Below are 17627 nucleotides of genomic sequence, written 5' to 3' on the forward strand. Positions count from 1 at the left end.
GGCGCGGTTTGAATCCCAGGCTTATGTCAGGCCGTGACGATATCGATCGCCCGGCGCAGGTTCTGTCTGGCCTCTTTCAGTGCCGCCTCCGCGACCGCAACGTCCTTCGCGCCAGAGGCGAGAAGGATTGCGACCTTGACCGAGCCGGAGGCCATGTTGATCAGCCGGCCGGCCTCGCCAGCGCTGATGCCGGTAATGTCGGTAACGATGCGGATTGCGCGGCCGTGCAGCTTGATATTGTCGGCGCGCAGGTTGACCATGTGGCCGTCGAGGACGTGCCCGAGTTGAATGCCGACCAGCGTCGAGAACATGTTGAAGGCGATCTTCTGCGCGGTACCGGCGCCCATGCGCGTCGAACCGGAAACCACTTCCGGGGGCGTCTGCAGAAGGATCGAAACGTCGGCGTCCTTGAACAGCGCCGCACCAGGATTGTTGGCGACAGCGATCACCTTGGCGCCCAGCTTGCGGGCCTCGTCGGCCGCGGCGAGCGCGTAAGGGGTGGAGCCGCTGGCGGAAACGGAAACAAGGCAGTCGCCCGCGCCGATGCCGGCCTTGCGGACGTCGTTGCGGGCAAGGTCCATGTCGTCTTCATAGCCGCCCGCAAGGTCGCTCAGGCTGGCGGTGCCGCCGGCAAGCAGAACGACGATCTGGTCCTGGGGAATGCCGTAGGTGCCGGGCAGTTCGAGCGCATCGGCCATGGCCATCAGGCCGGAACTGCCAGCGCCCGCATAGGCGAGACGCCGGCCGGATGCGAGGGATTCGGCCGCGAGCGATGCGGCAGCCGCAATCGACTCGATCGCCGCGTCGACGGCCTTGGCGGCCGCCTGCTGGCCGGACGCGAGCAGCCGGAGCGCCAGCGCCGGATGCATAAGATCCAGGCCCTTGGCGTTGTCGTGGCGCTCTTCGGTCTTGGCTGACGGCATGGGTTGTATCTCCTCTTGGTCAAATTAATGCCAAAAAAATACCAATTGTCCAGCAGAATTTAAGTTTTGACATCTTAAAAAACTAAACAGCTAAATTAGCCCTTGAATTTCAACGTATTGCAACGAAAACGAAACTGCAGACGGATTCAGGCTTGGTTATTGGTATTTTTTTGGTATCCTCAATGGGCGGAGGTGCTCATGACAAATTACCTGATCGGAATCGATGGCGGCGGAACGAGCTGCCGGGCTGCCGTGGCATCGGCGGACGGGCGCATTCTCGGGCGCGGCAAAGCGGGTGCGGCCAATATCCTGACAGACCCGGAAACCGCGCTTGCCAATATCGGTGAGGCCGCACGCGCCGCCTTTATAGAAGCGGGCCTTGATCCCCAGGGCATAACCGCTGCCAAGGCGATCGTCGGTGTCGCCGGGCACAATGTCGGCGACGCCGTGCATTATGTGAAGCGCCGCCTGCCGTTCGCCGCAGCCGATATCGAATCCGATGGCTTGATTGCCCTTCAGGGCGCGCTCGGCAATCGTGACGGTGCGGTCGCCATTCTCGGTACCGGCAGCATCTATATCCTTCGCCAGGGCGAAACCGTCAGCTATGTCGGCGGCTGGGGCTTCACCATCGGCGACCATGGCAGCGGTGCACGCATCGGCCATGCGCTTCTGCAGGAAAGCCTGCTTGCCTTCGACAATATTCATGAAGCCTCGGCGGTCACCGACAGCGTCCTTGCCGAATTCAACAACGAGGCGCGCGACGTCGTCGATTTCGCCCGCCTCGCCAAGCCCGGGGAATTCGGCCGCTATGCGCCGCGTGTTTTCGAAGGCGCCGCCGCCGGCGACCCGGTTGCCGTGCGCATCCTGAAAGCCGCTGCCCTCACAGTGGACGAGGCGCTTGATGTCGTCGTTGCAAGAGGCTGCGAAAGATTGTGCCTTCTTGGCGGATTGGCGCCGCTCTATCGCCCCTGGCTTGCCGATCGGCATCAGGCCCTGCTCGTCGAGGCGGAAGCCGACGCGCTGACCGGATCGGTCGCCGTTGCCGCCCAGCGTTTCGGCACCCAGGCGAGGGCAGGCGCATGACGCACCAGCTCGCTTCCATTCTGCCGCTCGAGGGTCTGCAGTCCGGAGGGTCGGGGCCGCTCTATCTCAAGCTTCGGCAATCGCTCGAAGACGCGATCCAGTCGGGCAAGTTGAACCACGGCGACGCTCTGCCGCCCGAGCGTGATCTTGCCGACTACGCCAACATCAGCCGCGTCACCGTGCGCAAGGCGGTGGACGATCTCGTGCGCGACGGCCTGCTGGTTCGCCGCCACGGCTCCGGCACCTTCGTCGTCAAGCCGGTCTCCAAGGTGCAGCAGTCGCTCTCGCGGCTAACCTCGTTCACGGAAGACATGGCGCGCCGCGGCCTGAACACCCACGCCCGCTGGCTGGAGCGCGGCCTGTTTCACCCCTCTCCGGATGAAATGATGGCGCTCGGCCTTCCGGCCGACGCGCTGGTTGCTCGCCTCGGGCGCCTGCGCATCGCCGACGACATGCCGCTTGCCATCGAGCGCGCCAGCATTTCGGCGGAGTTCCTGCCGGACCCGCAGGCCGTCACCTCGTCGCTCTATACTGCGCTCGACAAGACCCGCTCGCGACCGGTTCGCGCCGTGCAGCGCATCTCCGCCTGCAACATCAAGGATCCGGATGCCTCGATGCTCGGCGTTGCCGTCGGTTCGGCCGGCCTTTCCATCGAACGTGTCTCCTATCTCGCATCGGGACGCGTCGTCGAATTCACCCGCTCGCTCTACCGGGGCGATGCCTATGACTTTGTCGCGGAACTGACGCTGTCGGAATCCTAAAAGCGACGGCTCCGCCAAGAAAGGGAATTGACCATGCAGACCAATATGCGCCGAGAAATCGACGAGATCCCCGAAGCCGCCCAGCGTCTGCTGGAACGCTCCGCCGACCAGCTCAAGGCGGCCGGCGCCGCACTGCGCGCCAAGGATCCGGCCTTCCTCGTCACTATCGCCCGCGGCTCCTCCGACCATGCGGCGCTGTTCCTCAAATATGCGATCGAGCTGCAAGCCGGCGTGCCCGTCGCTTCGCTCGGCCCGTCGCTCGCCTCGATCTACGGTGCCAAGCTGAAGCTCGGCGGTGCCGCGGCGATCGCGATTTCGCAGTCGGGCAAGAGCCCGGATATCGTCGCCATGGCAAAGGCTGCGACCGATGCCGGCGCGGTCTCGATCGCGCTCACCAACACGCTGCCGTCGCCGATTTCAGAGGCCTGCACCAACCCGCTCGACATCTTGGCCGGTCCGGAAATCGCCGTTGCCGCCACGAAGTCATACGTCAATTCGATCGTCGCCGGCCTTGCCGTGCTCGGCGAATGGACCGGCGACGCTGCACTTCAGCGCGCGGTCGCCGACCTGCCGAACCAGTTTGCCAAGGCCGTGAAGCTCGACTGGCAGGCCTTTGCCGACGATCTCGGCGAAGCCGAATCGCTCTATGTGCTTGGCCGCGGCCCGGCGCTCGCCATCGCCAGCGAAGCGGCGCTGAAGTTCAAGGAAACCTCCGGCATGCATGCGGAAGCCTATTCGGCGGCCGAAGTGCTGCACGGACCGGTGGCGCTCGTCGGCGCCAAGTTCCCGGTGCTGACGCTTGCAGCCCGTGATGCGGCCGAGACGTCGGTTGCCGGCATTGCCGACGGTATGGCGGAAAAGGGCGCGGTGGTTCATGCTACCTCGAACCTCGCCGCCAAGGCCAAGCGCCTGCCGTTCGTCGAGACCGGTCACCCGATCACCGACGCGCTGACGCTGATCCTGCCGTTCTACGGTTTCGTCGAGGCCTGGTCGCGTTCGCGCGGTCTCAATCCCGATGCGCCGGCAAGCCTCAAGAAGGTAACGGAGACGAGATGAGCGAGAGGAAGGCAATCACCGGCGCCCGCCTGTTCGACGGCGTCGAATGGCACGACGGCTGCGCCCTCGTCATCGAAGCTGGTCGCGTCAAGGCGATCGTGGCGTCGGCCGACATTCCCGCCGGCGCCGAACGGATCGATGCCCACGGCATGCTGCTGGTGCCGGGTTTCATCGACCTGCAGGTCAACGGCGGCGGTGGTGCGCTTCTGAACGAGGAGCCGACCGTCGAAGGCATCCGGCAGATCTGCTCGGCCCATGCCAAGTTCGGCACCACGGCGCTTCTGCCGACGCTGATCACCGATACGCGCGAAATCCGAAGCGCCACCATCAAGGCCGGCCTTGAGGCAAAGGCGGCCGGTGTGCCCGGTTTCCTCGGGCTGCATCTCGAAGGCCCGCATCTTTCGGTCGCGCGCAAGGGTGCTCATGATCCGAAACTGATCCGGTCGATGGACGATGCCGATCTCGCCGAAATGCTCGATTGCGCCAAGGCGCTCGGTGTCCTGATGGTGACTGTGGCGCCGGAAAACGCCACGAGGGAGCAGGTAAAGGCGCTCGCCGATGCCGGTGCCGTCGTCAGCCTCGGCCACACGGATGTCGGCTATGAAACTGCGGTCGCCTACGCCAAGGCGGGTGCACGTACCGTCACTCACCTCTTCAATGCCATGAGCGGTCTCGGCCATCGCGAGCCGGGCGTGGTCGGTGCTGCGCTTGCCACCGGCACGCTGCATGCGGGCCTGATTGCCGACGGCTATCACGTCGAGCCGGCGTCGATGGGCGTGGCGCTGCGCGCCAAGGTGGGGCCGGGCCAGATCTTTCTCGTCACGGACGCGATGTCGCCGATCGGCACCGACATGAAGAGCTTCCAGCTCAATGGCCGCGAAATCCTGCGCGAAGGTGGCCGCTTGACGCTTGCCGACGGCACGCTTGCCGGCGCCGACATCGACATGCTGTCTTCGGTGCGCTTCGTGCACGAGAAGCTTGGCCTCCCGGTCGAGGAAGCCCTTCGCATGGCGTCCGCCTATCCGGCCGATGCCATGGGGCTTGCCACTCACAAGGGACGGCTGAAGCCCGGAGCGGACGCCGATTTCGTGTTGCTCACGCCTGAACTCGGCATGGGCTCCACCTGGATTGGCGGCGACCAGGTCTACGCAGCCTGATTGCCGCTTACGAGAAGATTTGACAAGAAGACCCGGAAAGCGCTCCGCTCTCCGGGTCTTTCCTATGAGGGAAGGAAAGGCGCCGATCAGCGCGGGCTGCGGGCCGCAAGCTTCACCTTCATCGCCCGCACCGTCTCCGGATCGGTGCGGCGCCGATCGGAAGAAACGAACCCCATATCGACCAAGCGTGGATCCTGAGCCGGCTCACTAATCGAGCAGGAGGAGTGCACCTCGCTGACCGTGAGGTGATCGAGCAGAGCGTCGACCGTCTTCAGCGTGACGCCGGATCCCGGCATGATCGACAGCCTGGCCTTGGCAAGGCCGATGATTTCGCTAAGGCGGTCGATCGCCTGCGGCGCGCTCCTGGCCCCGCCTGAGGTGAGAATGCGCTCGAAGCCAAGGTCGACTGCGATTTCCATCGCCTCGGCGAAATCCGGGACGAGGTCGAAGGCCCGGTGCAGCGTCATGCCGAGTCCGGCCGCATGGCCGCTGAGCTTGGTGAGCATCGACGTGTCGAGCCGGCCATCGGCAAGCGAGGCGCCGAGCACGACGCCGGCCAGACCGGCATCCCGCACCGCGTCGATATCGCGGCGCATCGCGTCGAGGTCAGCGGTTGAGAAAATGAAGTCGCCGGGCCGCGGCCGGATCATCGCGTAGACGGGCACTCGTGGCGGGCCAGCCAGCGCCATAAGGCCGGGATTGGGCGTGAGGCCACCGACGGAAAGGGCGGCGCAAAGCTCGATCCGGTCGGCGCCGCCTTCGATGGCCGCGTAAAGCCCGTCGGCATCGTCGACGCAGACTTCGAGTTTGATGTCGCTCATGCCTTGTCTCCTGAAAGCCCGAGCAGCGCCGCGCCGATGAGGCCGGGCTCGATCCGGCATTCGCCGCGCACAACCAACGGCCGGTCGAACCGCCGCAGAATCCGGCTACGCACCGCCTTGTCGATCTCGGCGAGCAGTTCCTCGGCATTGGAAAGGCCGCCGCCGACGGGCACGATCGTCGCACCCGTGATGTTGATGACGAGCGCCAGCGGTGAGCTGACGAGATCGACGAGCAGGTCGACCGTGCGTTTCGCCTCGGCGTCGCCAACCTTCCAGGCCTCGATGATCTCGTGGCTCGAAAGCGTCTTGCCATGGGCCGTCTGGTGCAGCCGTTCCAGCCCGCGGGCGCCGCCGACGGTATCGACGCAGCGCTTCTGGCCGCAGCCGCAGGCATAGGCGGAAATCGCCATTGGTGGATCCCCGGCCTCCGACGCGATCGCCGGGCCATGGCCCCATTCGCCGGCGAATCCGCCATCGGCATTGATCAGCCGGCCGTCGATGACAAGGCCGCCGCCGACCCCGGTGCCGAGGATGGCACCAAAGACGATGCGATGACCGCGCCCTGCACCCGCTCCGGCCTCGGCCAGCGCAAAACAGTCGGCGTCATTGGCGATCTTCACCGGCAGATGCAGCGCCGCCTCGAGTTCAGCAACCAGTTCGAGCCCGTCGATGCAGGGAATGTTGGCGCATTTGATGCGCCGCGTCTCGGGATCGATCACGCCGGTGATCGAGATCGCCACGCAGTCCGGGTGTCCGCCCGCTTCGTCCAGAACCGATTCGAGCGCCTGCACGAACTGGCGGAAATTGGTAAGCGGCGTGGTTCGGCGCGGCAACGGAAAGATCCGGTCGCGCGAATGCACGATCGCGCCTTTGATTGCAGAGCCGCCGATATCGAAACAGACGATCATGCCTCACCCCGGATGATCGCCTCGGCCGAAAGCGCCACCGAAAGCAGCCGGTCGTCCTGGTGATGCGGGGCCGCAAGCTGGAAGCCGACCGGCATTTCCGCCGCCCCGAGCCCGCAAGGAATGGAGATGCCGCAGAAATCCAGGAAGTTGCCGATCGAGGTGTTGCGCAGCGTCTTGCCGTTGATCTTGAAGAACAGCTCGTCGTCTTCGAGAAGCGGCGCGATCGGCGGGGCGACATGGGGCAGCGTCGGGTGGGCGATGAGTTCGTTCGGCTTCAGACTTTCGACCGTCTCGTGGATCAGCTGGTCGCGCGCGTCGAGGAGCGCGATGTAGTCGGGCATGGAGATCTTCTCGCCGAGCCGCGTGCGGGCGACGACGCGTGGATCCATCGCGTTGGCCTCCGGCCCGGCCAGACGCTCGCGGTGCAGCGCATAGGCCTCCGCCGTCACCAGGGCGCCGTGGCGGGCCATCAGCCCGAACACCGCCGAGAAGGATGGAAAAGCGCGGCGGCTGACGGCAACGCCCGCCTTCTCGAGCCGCTTGATCGCGTCCTCGAAGGCCTCGACGACTTCCGGCTCCGCATCGTCGAACACCACTGTTTCCGGGATCACCAGCGCGATGCTCGAGAGGTCGGCGCGGCGCACGGTCGGCGCCGTCAGCCCGTGCATGGCGGCGTCCACCCAGACGGCATCCTGTACCGTGTGGCAGAGTGGCCCGAGCGAATCGAGGCTTTCAGCCAGCGGAAAAATGCCCTTCATCGCATAGCGGCCGCGCGTCGCCTTGTAGCCGACGATGCCGGTGAAGGCTGCGGGAATGCGGACAGATCCGCCGGTGTCGGTACCGATGGCCGCCGGCACCAGTCCGGCCGCAACCGCGACCGCCGAGCCCGACGACGAGCCGCCGGGAATGCGCTCGACGTCGGTGGCCGCCGGGTTGCGCGGCGTGCCGTAGTGCGGGTTGAGGCCAAGGCCGGAGAAGGCGAATTCACTAAGGTTGGTGCGACCGACACTGACCATGCCGGCGGCGGAAACGGCGGCGACCACAGGCGCGTCGCTCGTTGCCGGCGCGTTCGTCCGAAGCACGGCCGAGCCGGCGGTCGTAACGTTGCCGGCGGTGTCGAACAGGTCCTTCCAGGCGACCGGCAGGCCGTCGAGCAGACCGAGCGACCGCCCGGCCCTCAGACGCTTCGAGGCAGCCTCCGCATCCCGCGTCGCGCGCTCCGGCGTCAGCTCGACAAAGATGGCGTAATCGCCGTGTGCGTCGATCGCCGCATAGGTTTCCTTGGCGAGCTCCACCGGATCCAGCTTGCCGCTCTGCACCAGCACTGAAAGGCTGGCGAGTGTCTTTTGTTCTGTCATGTCATCCTCCGCGGAGCGCTGCTGCCGGCATCCCGTATGTCTACAATATCGCCGCTCCCGGCGTTTTCCATGCTTCCCTTAGACGAGGCGCATGAATCTTGCATAAAGACGGGTGCCTGCCGGGACTATCTTGTCGCCGGTAGCGCCTCTGCCTACATGCACCATCGAACCTTGGCCCATGCTGGAGAGCGATGATGATCCTGGACGCGGCGCGACTGTCGCTTGCCAATCTGTTTGCACCCGAGACCCGATCGGTCTTCTGGAAGGTGCTGGGCCTGACGATCCTTGCGCTTGTCGCCCTGTGGTTTGCGGTGCGCGAAGTGTTCATCTGGCTCGCCTTGCCCTGGATCGACACGCTGATGCCGGGCACACCCGTCTGGGCCGGCTGGCTGACCTTCGTGCTCGGCATCTTCGCAAGCCTTGGCCTGGCCTTGGCGCTCGCCCTGCTTCTTGCGCCCGTCACCGCACTGATCGCCGGCTTCTTCCTCGACGACGTCGCCGACGTCATCGAGAAGCGTGACTATCCGAACGAGCCCCCGGGACGGCCGCTGCCGCTCGGCGAGGCGGTTGCCGGCTCACTGAAGTTCCTGGGCGTCGTGATCCTCGGCAACCTCCTGGCGCTGGTGCTGCTGCTCGTTCCGGGCGTCAATCTCGTCGCCTTCTTCCTGGTCAACGGCTATCTGCTCGGCCGCGAATTCTTCGAGTTTGCGGCGATGCGCTATCGCGCGCCGGCGGAAGCGCGGCTCTTCCGGGAAAAGCACCGCTCGACCGTCTTTCTCGCCGGTCTGCTGCTCGCGGGCTTCCTGGCTGTGCCCTTCGTCAACCTTTTGACGCCGCTCTTTGCCGCCGGCCTGATGGTGCACCTACACAAGCGTCTTTCGGCTAGGGATCCCGGGTTCTCGCTGCGTGTGGCGGCGAAGGCATAAGGCCTTGCTTGACATAAGGCCGGCTGTGGCCAATCTGCCGGCAAACGGCGCCGCGCGCCCATGGAGTTTGCAAGAATGAGCAACACCGACGAACGGATCACCCGCCTCGAGGAGACCGTGGCCCATCAGGCCAAGACCATCGAGGAGCTTTCCGATCAGCTTGCCGAGCAATGGAAGGTGGTCGAGCAGGCGCGCGCCAAGCTCGACCGGCTGACCGAAAGGTTCCTGACGCTCGAAGAGCAGTCGCTCGACGCGCCGGCAATCACGAAGCCGCCGCATTACTGATCGCCGCGCTCACGTCAGGACAAGAAAAATGGCCGCCGGTCCAATGAACCGGCGGCCTTTTTCATGACGCAAGCGCTGCTCTTAGTAAGGGCAGGACTCGTCGCTCATGTAGTCGTGGACCTGGACCTTGCCGGCAATGATTTCGGCTTTCACCTTTTCCACCGCGTCGAGCATCTCCGGCGTGATCAGCGCCTTGTTGTTGTCGTCGAGCGCGTAGCCGACGCCGTCTTCCTTGAGGCCGAGGTTGGAAATGCCGAATTCGAACTTGTCGTTCTTGGCTGCCGTGAAGGCTTCGTAGACGGCGACGTCGACGCGCTTCAGCATCGAGGTCAGGACCTTGCCCGGCTGCAGGGCGTTCTGGTTGCTATCGACGCCGATGCCGAGCTTGCCCGCATCTGCGGCTGCCTGCAGAACGCCGACACCGGTGCCGCCGGCTGCGTGGTAGACGACATCCGAGCCCTGGTCGATCTGGGACTTGGCGATTTCGCCGCCCTTGACCGGGTCGTTCCAGGCGTCCGGCGTCGTGCCGGTGTAGGCTTCCAGAACCTTGACGTCAGCGCCGGTCGACTTGGCGCCGCCAACGTAGCCACAGGCGAACTTGTGGATCAGCGGAACGTCCATGCCGCCGACAAAGCTGACGGTCTTCGACTTGGAAGCGAGACCGGCGAGAACGCCGACGAGGTAGGAGCCTTCCTGTTCCTTGAAGACGACCGACTTGACGTTCGGCTTCTCGACGACCATGTCGATGATCGCGAACTTGATATCCGGATATTCCGGCGCGATCTTCTCGAGCGAAGCCGCCCAGTTGAAGCCGGCCATGACGATCGGGCTGTTGCCGTCGCTGGCGAAGCGGCGCAGCGCCTGTTCGCGCTGGGCATCGTTGGCGATTTCGAACTCGCGGTATTCGACGCCCGATTCCGTCTTGAACTTCTCGGCGCCGTTAAAGGCAGCCTCGTTGAAGGATTTGTCGAACTTGCCGCCGAGATCGTAGATGATCGCCGGCTTGATGTCGGCGGCCAGTGCCGTGGCGGACATCATCGAAAAGGCAAAAAGACCGAGAATTGTTTTTTTCATCGTGCAGCCCTGTTGTCGCTATTGATCTTATTGGGTCCTCCCGCCGGCTCCCTGACGGAAGCCTGTCTGCGGAACCCACCCCCTTCTCCTTGGGGCTAGGGTGGCGCATCCTTGCACGGTCACGGCAAAAAAACACTCAAAATTTTTCAGATGGTAAAAATTGAAGCCACGGATACCGGCACTCGTAAGGCACCGGTTCTGTTGCATTTTTTGAGATCACGACAAGGTGTCCCGGTCGGTCCGGCGCGGCCTCAGGGTTGTGGGTATCGCGACCGCGCGCGGGATGCCATCCGCGGGGTATGCGTCTAGTGGCCGATCGGGCAGTTGACGCCGGTGCCGCGCAGGCCGCAATAGCCGCTGGGGTTCTTTGCCAGATATTGCTGGTGGTAGTCCTCGGCGAAATAGAACGGTCCCGCCATGCCGATCTCGGTCGTCACCCGGCCGCCGTGATTGGCGTGCTTCAGCGCCGTCTGGAAAGTGGTGCGCGCGGCCTTGGCGTGCGCCAACTGCTCGTCGTCATAGGCATAGATCGCCGAGCGGTAGGTGGTGCCGATATCGTTGCCCTGGCGCATGCCCTGCGTCGGGTCGTGTTCCTCGAAGAAGGTCCTGAGCAGGCTCGCGAGCTTCACCTTTTCCGGATGATAGACGACCAGGACCACTTCGGCATGGCCGGTAAGCCCTGTCGTCGTTTCCTGGTAGGTCGGGTTCGGCGTCAGCCCGCCGGCATAGCCGACCGCCGTCACGTAGACGCCGGGGATGTTCCACAGCAATCGTTCGGCGCCCCAGAAGCAGCCCATGCCCAGAAGGATGCTCTTGGTGCCGTCGGGGTAGGGGCCTTTCAACGGCCGGCCGGAAACGAAATGTGTCTCGGCCGTCGGGATCGCGGCGTCACGGCCCGGCAGCGCCGTCTGCGCGTCCGGCATGATCGTTTTCTTGTTGAACATGTCGATCAGGAACATCAGCACACTCCTTTCGATGCGAAGGCCGCCTGCAATGCGTCAGGCGGCGAATCGTCCGGCCGCCGGCCGCTTCTTGTATCCGACCATCCATAGCACGAGGGCGATCAGCGCCAGCACCGCAAAGGCCGGCTGTTGCAGCAGCCAATGCAGCATCCCGTGCCAGATCGTCGGTGCGGTATCGGAACGTTGTGCAAACTGGACCCAGCTTGCCGTGTCGGCGCCAAGCGCTTCCAGGTCGTCGCCGAGCGACGTCATGACCAGTTCCGATGCTGCGACCGACTGGATCGCGTCGACGGCACCGGCAAGCACGGCGGCAAACAACACGACGGCGCTCGCCAGCCTCAGTAGAAATCGCATCGGACGGCATTCCCTTCAATTCGCTGGCTGGCACCGGTCATCGGCTCGGCGCGTCGCCCTGCCGCATCTTCTCCGATCGCCCGTGCCTCGGACAAGGCCCGACAATGAAAATATGCGGCAATCTGGCATGCCGGAGGATGTGGCCGAGACGGGCCGGACGCATCGGACACGCCCTGACGCAAGAGATAAGCCCCTTGCCCGGAGTGCACAATGGGAACCGGGAACCCGCCCGCGTCACAAGATGTCAATAATCTGTCAGAAAGCAGTTGATCCCGGGCAAATCATCGGTATATAGACGCGCGTCCGCCGGTTATCAGCCGGCTGACGCCGAAGGGCCCCGCCCTTCCCATCCAGCCGGATTGACCATCGGCTGCTGACGGATGGACAGGTGGCCGAGTGGTTGAAGGCGCACGCCTGGAACGCGTGTATACGTGAAAGCGTATCGAGGGTTCGAATCCCTCTCTGTCCGCCATTTCCCCCTTGTTCTGCTTCCATTGCCAATGCGCATTAAGCGCTACCCTTGTCCCATCTACTGGCGGGTATTGATCTGAGGCGCCGTGACAATGTCGTTTGGCGCGCAAAGTCGCGTCCTTTCTTTTCTCCTCCTGCTGAACAGCACACTTGTTATTGAGATAAGTACGTGCTTATGTGTTTGGCATGATCGAGAACGAGATATTCCGAGCCCTGGCTGACCCCACGCGCCGCGCCATCTTCGAGAAGCTTGCTGACGGAAGCATGAATGCCAGCGCTTTGCGGGAAGGTATGGACATAAGCCAGCCGGCCATGTCCCAGCACATTTCCGTGTTGCGGAGTGCCGGGTTGGTGAAGGAGCAGCGGCAAGGTCGGTTCGTAAACTACGAAGTCGACCCGGACGGGCTGGCGCAAATTGCGCAGTGGCTCGCGAAATACCGTGCCTACTGGCCGGCACGCATCGAAGCTCTGAAGATCTTGCTGAAGGATATGGACCAATGAACCGCGAAATCAGCGCCCCGGACGATAACAGCCTTGAGCTGGAATACGAACTCGACGAGGCGCCGCAGAAGGTCTGGCGCGCAATCAGCATCCCGGCGTTTCGCGAGAACTGGCTACCGAAAGAGGCATTGGCCGACCCCCATGGCGCCGTCGTCGTGCCTGGAGAAGAGGTCCGCTACAGGCTGCGCGAAACCGAAGCTCCCTTTCTCGAAAGTACGGTCACATTCCGGATCGCCCCGATTGGTTCGGGTGGCACCCGGCTGCGGATCGTCCACGAACTGCCGAATGTTCGCGGCGGTCGCGTGACCAGGACGGCCGCGAACAGCAACGATACTCTCATGCTCGCCGCCTAGACCGGCGAGCTTCCCCTCAATCTCTGGATAAATGGAGTTCGCCGATGCGCGAAGCGATGCAACTCGTCCCTATGGTCGTCGAGCAGTCGAACGGTGGAGAGCGGTCGTTCGACATCTATTCCCGCCTGCTGCGCGAGCGAATCATCTTTCTCAACGGTGAGGTGAACGACACGGTCTCTGCGCTGGTCTGCGCCCAGATGCTTCTTCTCGAAGCGGAAAACCCGAAGAAGCCCATCCATCTCTATATCAATTCGCCGGGCGGCGTGGTGACCAGCGGTTTCGCCATGTACGACACCATGCGCTACATCCGGGCACCGGTGCATACACTGTGCATGGGGACCGCACGGTCGATGGGTTCGTTTCTGCTGATGGCCGGCACGCCGGGCCAACGGGCCGCCTTGCCCAATGCCAGCATCCTCGTGCACCAGCCATCGGGCGGTTTTCAGGGCCAGGCGTCCGACATGCAGATCCATGCCGAGGAGATCCTTCGCACCAAACAGCGCATGACGCGCCTCTATGCGGAACATTGCGGACGGACCTACGAGGAGTTCGAACGCGCCATGGACCGGGACCGTTTCATGACCGCAGAAGAAGCATTGGAATGGGGCCTGATCGACACCATCCTGAAGGTTCGCGACGACGGCGAGCCGGCGGCGGCTTCCAGCGGCTTTGCCCTCTAACGGTCTGTCACTGTTCGGCGGGCTACCGGCCGATAACGGATGGTCCGCTGCCGAGTCCCTCGAAGGCGGTCCCCTGCCAAGGGAGTATCCCCGACGTCCGAATCGCCTGGCGCTAAAAAATCGTCGCCCGCGCGATCCGTTTCGCCTCTCCGCTTCGTCTTTCGTGCATCCGCAACGAAGGAGAAGCACCATGACCACTGCACCCGTCACTCTCGTCAACGTTCTGAAGGTCGAACCCGGCAAGCAGAAGCAGTTGATCGCGCTGTTGAAGCGCAACATCGACACCGTCATCCGCACGCTCGGCGGCTGGCGGACGAGCCGGCTGATTGCTGCCAGGGATGGCACCAGCGTCATCATCTATTCGGAATGGGAGACGCCCGCGGCCGTCGAGGCGATGCGCGCCGATGTCAGGATGAAGGCCTATTTCCCACAGATCCTCGAACTGGCGAGCCTCGAATCGGTCATCGGTGAGGTGGTCCTCAGCGATCACAGCTGATGTCGAACGGCCGTCCGTTGCCGGAGCCGGTTTCGATCGGTCAGGCAGCGGACATTTTCTTCAGTCCACGCTATCGTGCGAACCGGCCCCTGGAGATATCCCCATGGAACTCGATGTCATGAATACGGAAGACTTCGAGGATCGCTTGAGGGAACTCCGGCCGCGGCTGCACCGCTATTGCGCACGCATGACCGGCTCGGCCGTGGATGGTGAGGACGTGCTGCAGGACACGCTGATCAAGGCCGTGCAGGCGCGGGCGGATGGCGTGGTGGTGGACAATCTCGAAGGCTGGCTGCTGCGCATCGCCCACAACACCAGTCTGGATTTTCTGCGCCGGCGGTCCAGGCACAAGATCGTCCCCCTGCTCGATGACATGGAAGACGCCCCGCTGCCCGAGGCGGACATCGTTGCGATCGGCTTTCAAACTTTCCTGCAACTGCCGGAACTTCAGCGCTGCGCGGTGATCCTGAAGGATGTGCTCGGCCATTCGATCGAGGAAATCGCCGCTATCGCCGAGTGTACGCCGGCGGCGGCCAAATCTGCGCTGCAGCGCGCCAGGGTGGCGCTCAGGCACCTGACCGAACGCCCGGAGGATATGCGGCTGCCGCTGATGTCCGACGCGAACCGGCACAAACTGGCAAGTTTCGTGCGCTTCTTTCAGGGCGGCGACTTCGATGCCATCCGCGCCATGCTGGCCGACGATGTAAAACTTGAGCTGGTCAACAGGCTGAAGCTGGAGGGTCGCGAGGGCATCAGCCGCTATTTCACCCGCTATGCGCAGGAGACAAAGTGGCGTTTCGCGCTCGGCGCAATCGAAGGGCGGCCGGCCATGCTGGTTTTCGACAGTGCCGGCCCCATGGAAAAACCGGCGCATTTCGTCGTTCTCGATTGGCGTCGGGACGAGATCGCCGCGATCCGCGATTTTCTCTTCGCCCCCTATGTGCTTGAAACCGTTGATTGGGTTCGCCTGGCTTGAACTGCGAGAGAGCGGCTCTTTGCCGATTGAGGGTCCGTTCTCCGTCAAATGTTGACGGTTCCGCGCTATTCTTGGACCGTCGCTGGTATCGGCAGCCGTTGGGTTTCGGCAGGTTTCCCTGGCCGGTGTGGCACCGGCTCCGAGCATCGCGGGGGACCGGTTGCGTTCTGGGGAGAGGCAGCATGAGTTTGGCGAGCGACGCGCGCTTCTGGGACCGGACGTCGCGGCGATACGCCAAGGGAACGATCGCGGACCCGGCCGCCTATGAACACACGCTCGACCGCACCCGCGCCTTGCTTCTGCCCGATGACCGCGTGCTCGAACTCGGTTGCGGCACGGGAACGACGGCGTTTCGGCTGGCGGGCGATGTGCGCGACTACCTTGCAACCGATTTTTCGACCGAGATGATCGCCATTGCCCGGGAGAGGTACGCCGTCGACCTGGTTCCGAACCTCGCCTTTCGCAGCGCGACGGCCGAAACGCTTGCGGCCGAACGTGGGCAGTTCGATGCGGTGCTGGGCTTCAACTACCTGCATCTCGTGCGCGATCTGCCCGCCACGCTCGACAACATCCATACCCTGCTTGCCTCCAGGGGAGTGTTCATCTCCAAGACGCCCTGCGTCGGCGACATGAACCCGCTCGTCCGGCTCCTGCTGTTGCCGGCGATGCGGGCCGTCGGACTGGCGCCCTATGCGGCAACTTTCAGCGCAGCAGAGCTCAGCCGGCACATCGTCGCCGCCGGCTTCGAGCTTCTGTCGGCGGAAAATCACGCATCGGCGAGCAACGACAACCGCCCCTACATCGTCGCCCGGAAGCGCTGAGGTGTTAGACCAGAGCAGCCGCGCTGCCCTGGTCTCGATGCGTTCCAGACACGCGCTGCCGCGAGGGCTGAGTGGTCCTGCCGAGCCGCCGGTTGTTGACGTTCAACGCCTGCGCGACAGGATCGATACCAGCGCCAGGCCGCCGATCACGGAGACGTGCTCCAGCGCGACGGTCATGTCGCGGAAGGCCTCTTCGCCTTCCTTCAGCCAGAAAGGATGGGCGATCGGGATCGTCAGCACCGTGAAGACGGCGAGCGCCCCGGCGGCAAGCCAGACCCAACGGTTGAGGATGATCAGCAGAGAGGCGCCGATCTGCAGGATCAACGTCATTGAACAGCCATCCCGGCGTCAGGCCGAAGCCTTCCATGATCGCGACGTTGGCGTTGAAGTCGAAGAGCTTGGCAAGGCCGCTTGACCAGAAGACGAGCGTCAGCAGCACGCGGGCGAGAATGCCGAAGGCGCGCGAATCGAGAATGCTTGCGATAGGGCCTGACATGGATCATCCCTGCCTTGCGGTGAGAAAGGCGACCCTGCGCGCGCTCGCAATCGCCGGTGTCTGTGCGATGGCGACCAGGCCAGCGAGCCAGCAGGCGGCGCTCGATGCTGCGGCGCCGCCGGGCTCGGCGATGCCCGCAGATGCCGTTCCAGTCCCGGGATTGTCAGTCCTTATCTGGTTTTCCAATGCCACGTCGGCCCCCATTTCCGATTGAACCGACGGGGTTTGTAGAAGCTCAACCAGGCTTGAGGTCAAGAAAACGGCCATGCGACAAATTGGGTGGCGCTGGGGGCGGTCGTTGGATGAATAGTTAGCTCTTGCGCTAAGTATTGACGCGTGATACTTAGCCTTATGGAACAGTATTCAGACCGATTGGACGTGATCTTTCAGGCGCTCGCCGATCCCACCCGCCGTGCGGTGCTTGCGCGGCTCGGCGGCGGTCCGGCGAGCATCAGCGATCTCGCCAGACCCTTCGACATGGCCCTGCCGTCCTTCTTGAAGCACATCCACTACCTTGAAGGCAGCGGGCTCATCCGCACGCACAAGGAGGGCAGGGTGCGCACCTGCGCCATCGAGAAGGCGCAGTTCGCCGCGGTAGAGAGCTGGCTTTCGGCGCAGCGCGCGCTCTGGGAAGGCCGCGCCGACCGGCTGGAGAAATTCGTCACTGAACACGAGGAGGAAAGACCATGATCCGCTCTCCCGATCCTGAACTCGACCTGACGATGGCGCGCATCATCAAGGCGCCGCGCGCGACAGTCTGGCGCGCCTGGAGCGATCCCACTCGGCTTGAGCAATGGTGGGTTCCTGAGCCGGCAAGATGCAAGGTGATCGACATGGATCTCAGGCCCGGCGGCAGTTTCGTGACGCGGATCAGCGAAGGCGGCGGCGCATTCGTGCCGCATATCGACGCCTGTTTTCTCGCGGTCGACGAACTCTCGCGCATCGTCTTCACCGACACGCTCGTTGCCGGTTGGCGGCCGGCGGAAAACGCCTTCATGACGGCGATCATCACCCTCAGCGATCATCCAGCCGGCACCGAATACGCTGCCCATGTAATGCATCGGAGCGGCGCGGACCGGAAGATGCACGAGGAGATGGGTTTTCACGACGGCTGGGGAACGGTTGCCGGGCAACTGGCCCGGTTCGTCGAGCAAACTCACTGAGG

The 17627-nt window shown here is 63.8% G+C and carries 23 protein-coding genes and 1 tRNA gene; 16 read left to right on the forward strand and 8 right to left on the reverse strand.

Going from position 1 to position 17627, the window contains the following annotated elements; all coding sequences use genetic code 11:
• Positions 1 to 26: 26 nt before the first annotated feature.
• A complete protein-coding gene (locus tag IB262_RS07620) occupies positions 27 to 923 on the reverse strand; it encodes an N-acetylmuramic acid 6-phosphate etherase (protein ID WP_060519462.1) in 897 nt (298 codons plus the stop codon).
• Positions 924 to 1121: 198 nt separating this feature from the next.
• Between IB262_RS07620 and IB262_RS07625 the strand changes: the two genes are divergently transcribed.
• From IB262_RS07625 to nagA, 4 genes are read left to right on the forward strand one after another with little or no spacing between them, the layout of a single operon-like run.
• The gene (locus IB262_RS07625) at positions 1122 to 2006 is read left to right on the forward strand and encodes an N-acetylglucosamine kinase (protein ID WP_112976998.1); all 885 of its coding nucleotides are present in this window, start codon (positions 1122 to 1124) and stop codon (positions 2004 to 2006) included.
• Entirely contained in the window at positions 2003 to 2767 is a 765-nt protein-coding gene (locus IB262_RS07630; RefSeq protein ID WP_034804855.1) for a GntR family transcriptional regulator, read from the forward strand. The genes IB262_RS07625 and IB262_RS07630 overlap by 4 nt, the downstream gene beginning before the upstream one ends.
• A gap of 33 nt (positions 2768 to 2800) precedes the next feature.
• Entirely contained in the window at positions 2801 to 3823 is a 1023-nt protein-coding gene (locus tag IB262_RS07635) for an SIS domain-containing protein (RefSeq protein ID WP_043626593.1), read from the forward strand.
• On the forward strand, positions 3820 to 4980 hold the full coding sequence (nagA, locus tag IB262_RS07640) for an N-acetylglucosamine-6-phosphate deacetylase (protein WP_060519466.1): 1161 nt from the start codon (positions 3820 to 3822) through the stop codon (positions 4978 to 4980). The genes IB262_RS07635 and nagA overlap by 4 nt, the downstream gene beginning before the upstream one ends.
• Positions 4981 to 5066: 86 nt before the next feature.
• Here nagA and IB262_RS07645 read toward each other — a convergent pair whose 3' ends face one another.
• From IB262_RS07645 to IB262_RS07655, 3 genes are read right to left on the reverse strand one after another with little or no spacing between them, the layout of a single operon-like run.
• Entirely contained in the window at positions 5067 to 5801 is a 735-nt protein-coding gene (locus IB262_RS07645; RefSeq protein WP_034804846.1) for a copper homeostasis protein CutC, read from the reverse strand.
• Positions 5798 to 6709 (reverse strand): ROK family protein, encoded by a 912-nt coding sequence (locus IB262_RS07650; protein WP_060519468.1) that lies wholly within the window; start codon positions 6707 to 6709, stop codon positions 5798 to 5800. Before IB262_RS07650 ends, IB262_RS07645 begins: the two co-directional genes overlap by 4 nt.
• Positions 6706 to 8067, reverse strand: a complete 1362-nt coding sequence (locus IB262_RS07655; RefSeq protein WP_034804840.1) for an amidase — start codon at positions 8065 to 8067, stop codon at positions 6706 to 6708. The genes IB262_RS07650 and IB262_RS07655 overlap by 4 nt, the downstream gene beginning before the upstream one ends.
• 194 nt (positions 8068 to 8261) lie before the next feature.
• On the opposite strand from IB262_RS07655, the gene IB262_RS07660 reads away from it, so the two are divergent.
• On the forward strand, positions 8262 to 8993 hold the full coding sequence (locus tag IB262_RS07660; protein ID WP_034804837.1) for a sulfate transporter family protein: 732 nt from the start codon (positions 8262 to 8264) through the stop codon (positions 8991 to 8993).
• A gap of 75 nt (positions 8994 to 9068) precedes the next feature.
• Positions 9069 to 9278: a SlyX family protein gene (locus tag IB262_RS07665; protein WP_034804834.1), complete on the forward strand. Its 210-nt coding sequence runs from the start codon at positions 9069 to 9071 to the stop codon at positions 9276 to 9278.
• A gap of 81 nt (positions 9279 to 9359) precedes the next feature.
• Here IB262_RS07665 and IB262_RS07670 read toward each other — a convergent pair whose 3' ends face one another.
• The 3 genes from IB262_RS07670 to IB262_RS07680 all read right to left on the reverse strand — a co-directional run bounded on the left by IB262_RS07670 (position 9360) and on the right by IB262_RS07680 (position 11668).
• Positions 9360 to 10352: a BMP family ABC transporter substrate-binding protein gene (locus tag IB262_RS07670; RefSeq protein ID WP_034804831.1), complete on the reverse strand. Its 993-nt coding sequence runs from the start codon at positions 10350 to 10352 to the stop codon at positions 9360 to 9362.
• A 305-nt stretch (positions 10353 to 10657) separates the two neighbouring features.
• Positions 10658 to 11311, reverse strand: a complete 654-nt coding sequence (msrA, locus tag IB262_RS07675; protein ID WP_192493506.1) for a peptide-methionine (S)-S-oxide reductase MsrA — start codon at positions 11309 to 11311, stop codon at positions 10658 to 10660.
• A gap of 39 nt (positions 11312 to 11350) precedes the next feature.
• Complete coding sequence (locus tag IB262_RS07680; RefSeq protein ID WP_034804825.1) at positions 11351 to 11668, reverse strand: membrane protein; 318 nt, start codon at positions 11666 to 11668, stop codon at positions 11351 to 11353.
• A 382-nt stretch (positions 11669 to 12050) separates the two neighbouring features.
• On the opposite strand from IB262_RS07680, the gene IB262_RS07685 reads away from it, so the two are divergent.
• The 7 genes from IB262_RS07685 (at position 12051) to IB262_RS07715 (ending at position 15966) form a co-directional block, all read left to right on the forward strand.
• Positions 12051 to 12140 (forward strand) — tRNA-Ser (locus IB262_RS07685).
• 185 nt (positions 12141 to 12325) lie between these two features.
• Positions 12326 to 12640, forward strand: a complete 315-nt coding sequence (locus tag IB262_RS07690; RefSeq protein WP_034804822.1) for a metalloregulator ArsR/SmtB family transcription factor — start codon at positions 12326 to 12328, stop codon at positions 12638 to 12640.
• Entirely contained in the window at positions 12637 to 12993 is a 357-nt protein-coding gene (locus IB262_RS07695; protein ID WP_112976983.1) for a hypothetical protein, read from the forward strand. Before IB262_RS07690 ends, IB262_RS07695 begins: the two co-directional genes overlap by 4 nt.
• Before the next feature lie 44 nt (positions 12994 to 13037).
• The gene (locus tag IB262_RS07700) at positions 13038 to 13673 is read left to right on the forward strand and encodes an ATP-dependent Clp protease proteolytic subunit (protein ID WP_112770704.1); all 636 of its coding nucleotides are present in this window, start codon (positions 13038 to 13040) and stop codon (positions 13671 to 13673) included.
• A 190-nt stretch (positions 13674 to 13863) separates the two neighbouring features.
• Entirely contained in the window at positions 13864 to 14169 is a 306-nt protein-coding gene (locus IB262_RS07705; protein WP_112770703.1) for an antibiotic biosynthesis monooxygenase, read from the forward strand.
• Positions 14170 to 14287: 118 nt separating this feature from the next.
• The gene (locus IB262_RS07710) at positions 14288 to 15145 is read left to right on the forward strand and encodes a sigma-70 family RNA polymerase sigma factor (protein WP_281435717.1); all 858 of its coding nucleotides are present in this window, start codon (positions 14288 to 14290) and stop codon (positions 15143 to 15145) included.
• Positions 15146 to 15327: 182 nt separating this feature from the next.
• Positions 15328 to 15966: a class I SAM-dependent methyltransferase gene (locus tag IB262_RS07715; RefSeq protein ID WP_112770701.1), complete on the forward strand. Its 639-nt coding sequence runs from the start codon at positions 15328 to 15330 to the stop codon at positions 15964 to 15966.
• Positions 15967 to 16068: 102 nt separating this feature from the next.
• Here IB262_RS07715 and IB262_RS07720 read toward each other — a convergent pair whose 3' ends face one another.
• On the reverse strand, positions 16069 to 16296 hold the full coding sequence (locus tag IB262_RS07720) for a DoxX family membrane protein (protein WP_348646536.1): 228 nt from the start codon (positions 16294 to 16296) through the stop codon (positions 16069 to 16071).
• A gap of 35 nt (positions 16297 to 16331) precedes the next feature.
• On the opposite strand from IB262_RS07720, the gene IB262_RS35890 reads away from it, so the two are divergent.
• The 3 genes from IB262_RS35890 (at position 16332) to IB262_RS07735 (ending at position 17625) form a co-directional block, all read left to right on the forward strand.
• Positions 16332 to 16676 carry a hypothetical protein gene (locus tag IB262_RS35890; protein WP_246802616.1) on the forward strand — a complete coding sequence of 115 codons (345 nt, stop codon included), beginning with the start codon at positions 16332 to 16334 and terminating at the stop codon, positions 16674 to 16676.
• Positions 16677 to 16813: 137 nt separating this feature from the next.
• Positions 16814 to 17152 (forward strand): metalloregulator ArsR/SmtB family transcription factor, encoded by a 339-nt coding sequence (locus IB262_RS07730; RefSeq protein ID WP_192493508.1) that lies wholly within the window; start codon positions 16814 to 16816, stop codon positions 17150 to 17152.
• Complete coding sequence (locus IB262_RS07735) at positions 17149 to 17625, forward strand: SRPBCC family protein (RefSeq protein WP_060519493.1); 477 nt, start codon at positions 17149 to 17151, stop codon at positions 17623 to 17625. Before IB262_RS07730 ends, IB262_RS07735 begins: the two co-directional genes overlap by 4 nt.
• Positions 17626 to 17627 lie beyond the last annotated feature (2 nt).

This window comes from Ensifer sp. ENS02 (assembly GCF_014851885.1).
In the GTDB taxonomy this organism is placed as follows: domain Bacteria; phylum Pseudomonadota; class Alphaproteobacteria; order Rhizobiales; family Rhizobiaceae; genus Ensifer; species Ensifer adhaerens.

Excerpts from the sequence above, each read along its gene's own strand:
- IB262_RS07625 (WP_112976998.1), top strand. The coding sequence starts at position 1,122 with ATGACAAATTACCTGATCGGAATCGATGGCGGCGGAACGAGCTGCCGG.
- IB262_RS07650 (WP_060519468.1), bottom strand. The coding sequence starts at position 6,709 with ATGATCGTCTGTTTCGATATCGGCGGCTCTGCAATCAAAGGCGCGATC.
- IB262_RS07690 (WP_034804822.1), top strand. The coding sequence starts at position 12,326 with ATGATCGAGAACGAGATATTCCGAGCCCTGGCTGACCCCACGCGCCGC.
- IB262_RS35890 (WP_246802616.1), top strand. The coding sequence starts at position 16,332 with ATGATCGCGACGTTGGCGTTGAAGTCGAAGAGCTTGGCAAGGCCGCTT.
- IB262_RS07680 (WP_034804825.1), bottom strand. The coding sequence starts at position 11,668 with ATGCGATTTCTACTGAGGCTGGCGAGCGCCGTCGTGTTGTTTGCCGCC.
- IB262_RS07735 (WP_060519493.1), top strand. The coding sequence starts at position 17,149 with ATGATCCGCTCTCCCGATCCTGAACTCGACCTGACGATGGCGCGCATC.
- IB262_RS07645 (WP_034804846.1), bottom strand. The coding sequence starts at position 5,801 with ATGAGCGACATCAAACTCGAAGTCTGCGTCGACGATGCCGACGGGCTT.
- msrA (WP_192493506.1), bottom strand. The coding sequence starts at position 11,311 with ATGTTCCTGATCGACATGTTCAACAAGAAAACGATCATGCCGGACGCG.
- IB262_RS07655 (WP_034804840.1), bottom strand. The coding sequence starts at position 8,067 with ATGACAGAACAAAAGACACTCGCCAGCCTTTCAGTGCTGGTGCAGAGC.
- IB262_RS07700 (WP_112770704.1), top strand. The coding sequence starts at position 13,038 with ATGCGCGAAGCGATGCAACTCGTCCCTATGGTCGTCGAGCAGTCGAAC.
- IB262_RS07635 (WP_043626593.1), top strand. The coding sequence starts at position 2,801 with ATGCAGACCAATATGCGCCGAGAAATCGACGAGATCCCCGAAGCCGCC.
- IB262_RS07695 (WP_112976983.1), top strand. The coding sequence starts at position 12,637 with ATGAACCGCGAAATCAGCGCCCCGGACGATAACAGCCTTGAGCTGGAA.
- IB262_RS07665 (WP_034804834.1), top strand. The coding sequence starts at position 9,069 with ATGAGCAACACCGACGAACGGATCACCCGCCTCGAGGAGACCGTGGCC.
- IB262_RS07660 (WP_034804837.1), top strand. The coding sequence starts at position 8,262 with ATGATCCTGGACGCGGCGCGACTGTCGCTTGCCAATCTGTTTGCACCC.
- IB262_RS07630 (WP_034804855.1), top strand. The coding sequence starts at position 2,003 with ATGACGCACCAGCTCGCTTCCATTCTGCCGCTCGAGGGTCTGCAGTCC.
- IB262_RS07670 (WP_034804831.1), bottom strand. The coding sequence starts at position 10,352 with ATGAAAAAAACAATTCTCGGTCTTTTTGCCTTTTCGATGATGTCCGCC.
- IB262_RS07705 (WP_112770703.1), top strand. The coding sequence starts at position 13,864 with ATGACCACTGCACCCGTCACTCTCGTCAACGTTCTGAAGGTCGAACCC.
- IB262_RS07715 (WP_112770701.1), top strand. The coding sequence starts at position 15,328 with ATGAGTTTGGCGAGCGACGCGCGCTTCTGGGACCGGACGTCGCGGCGA.
- nagA (WP_060519466.1), top strand. The coding sequence starts at position 3,820 with ATGAGCGAGAGGAAGGCAATCACCGGCGCCCGCCTGTTCGACGGCGTC.
- IB262_RS07620 (WP_060519462.1), bottom strand. The coding sequence starts at position 923 with ATGCCGTCAGCCAAGACCGAAGAGCGCCACGACAACGCCAAGGGCCTG.
- IB262_RS07710 (WP_281435717.1), top strand. The coding sequence starts at position 14,288 with ATGAATACGGAAGACTTCGAGGATCGCTTGAGGGAACTCCGGCCGCGG.
- IB262_RS07720 (WP_348646536.1), bottom strand. The coding sequence starts at position 16,296 with ATGACGTTGATCCTGCAGATCGGCGCCTCTCTGCTGATCATCCTCAAC.
- IB262_RS07730 (WP_192493508.1), top strand. The coding sequence starts at position 16,814 with ATGGAACAGTATTCAGACCGATTGGACGTGATCTTTCAGGCGCTCGCC.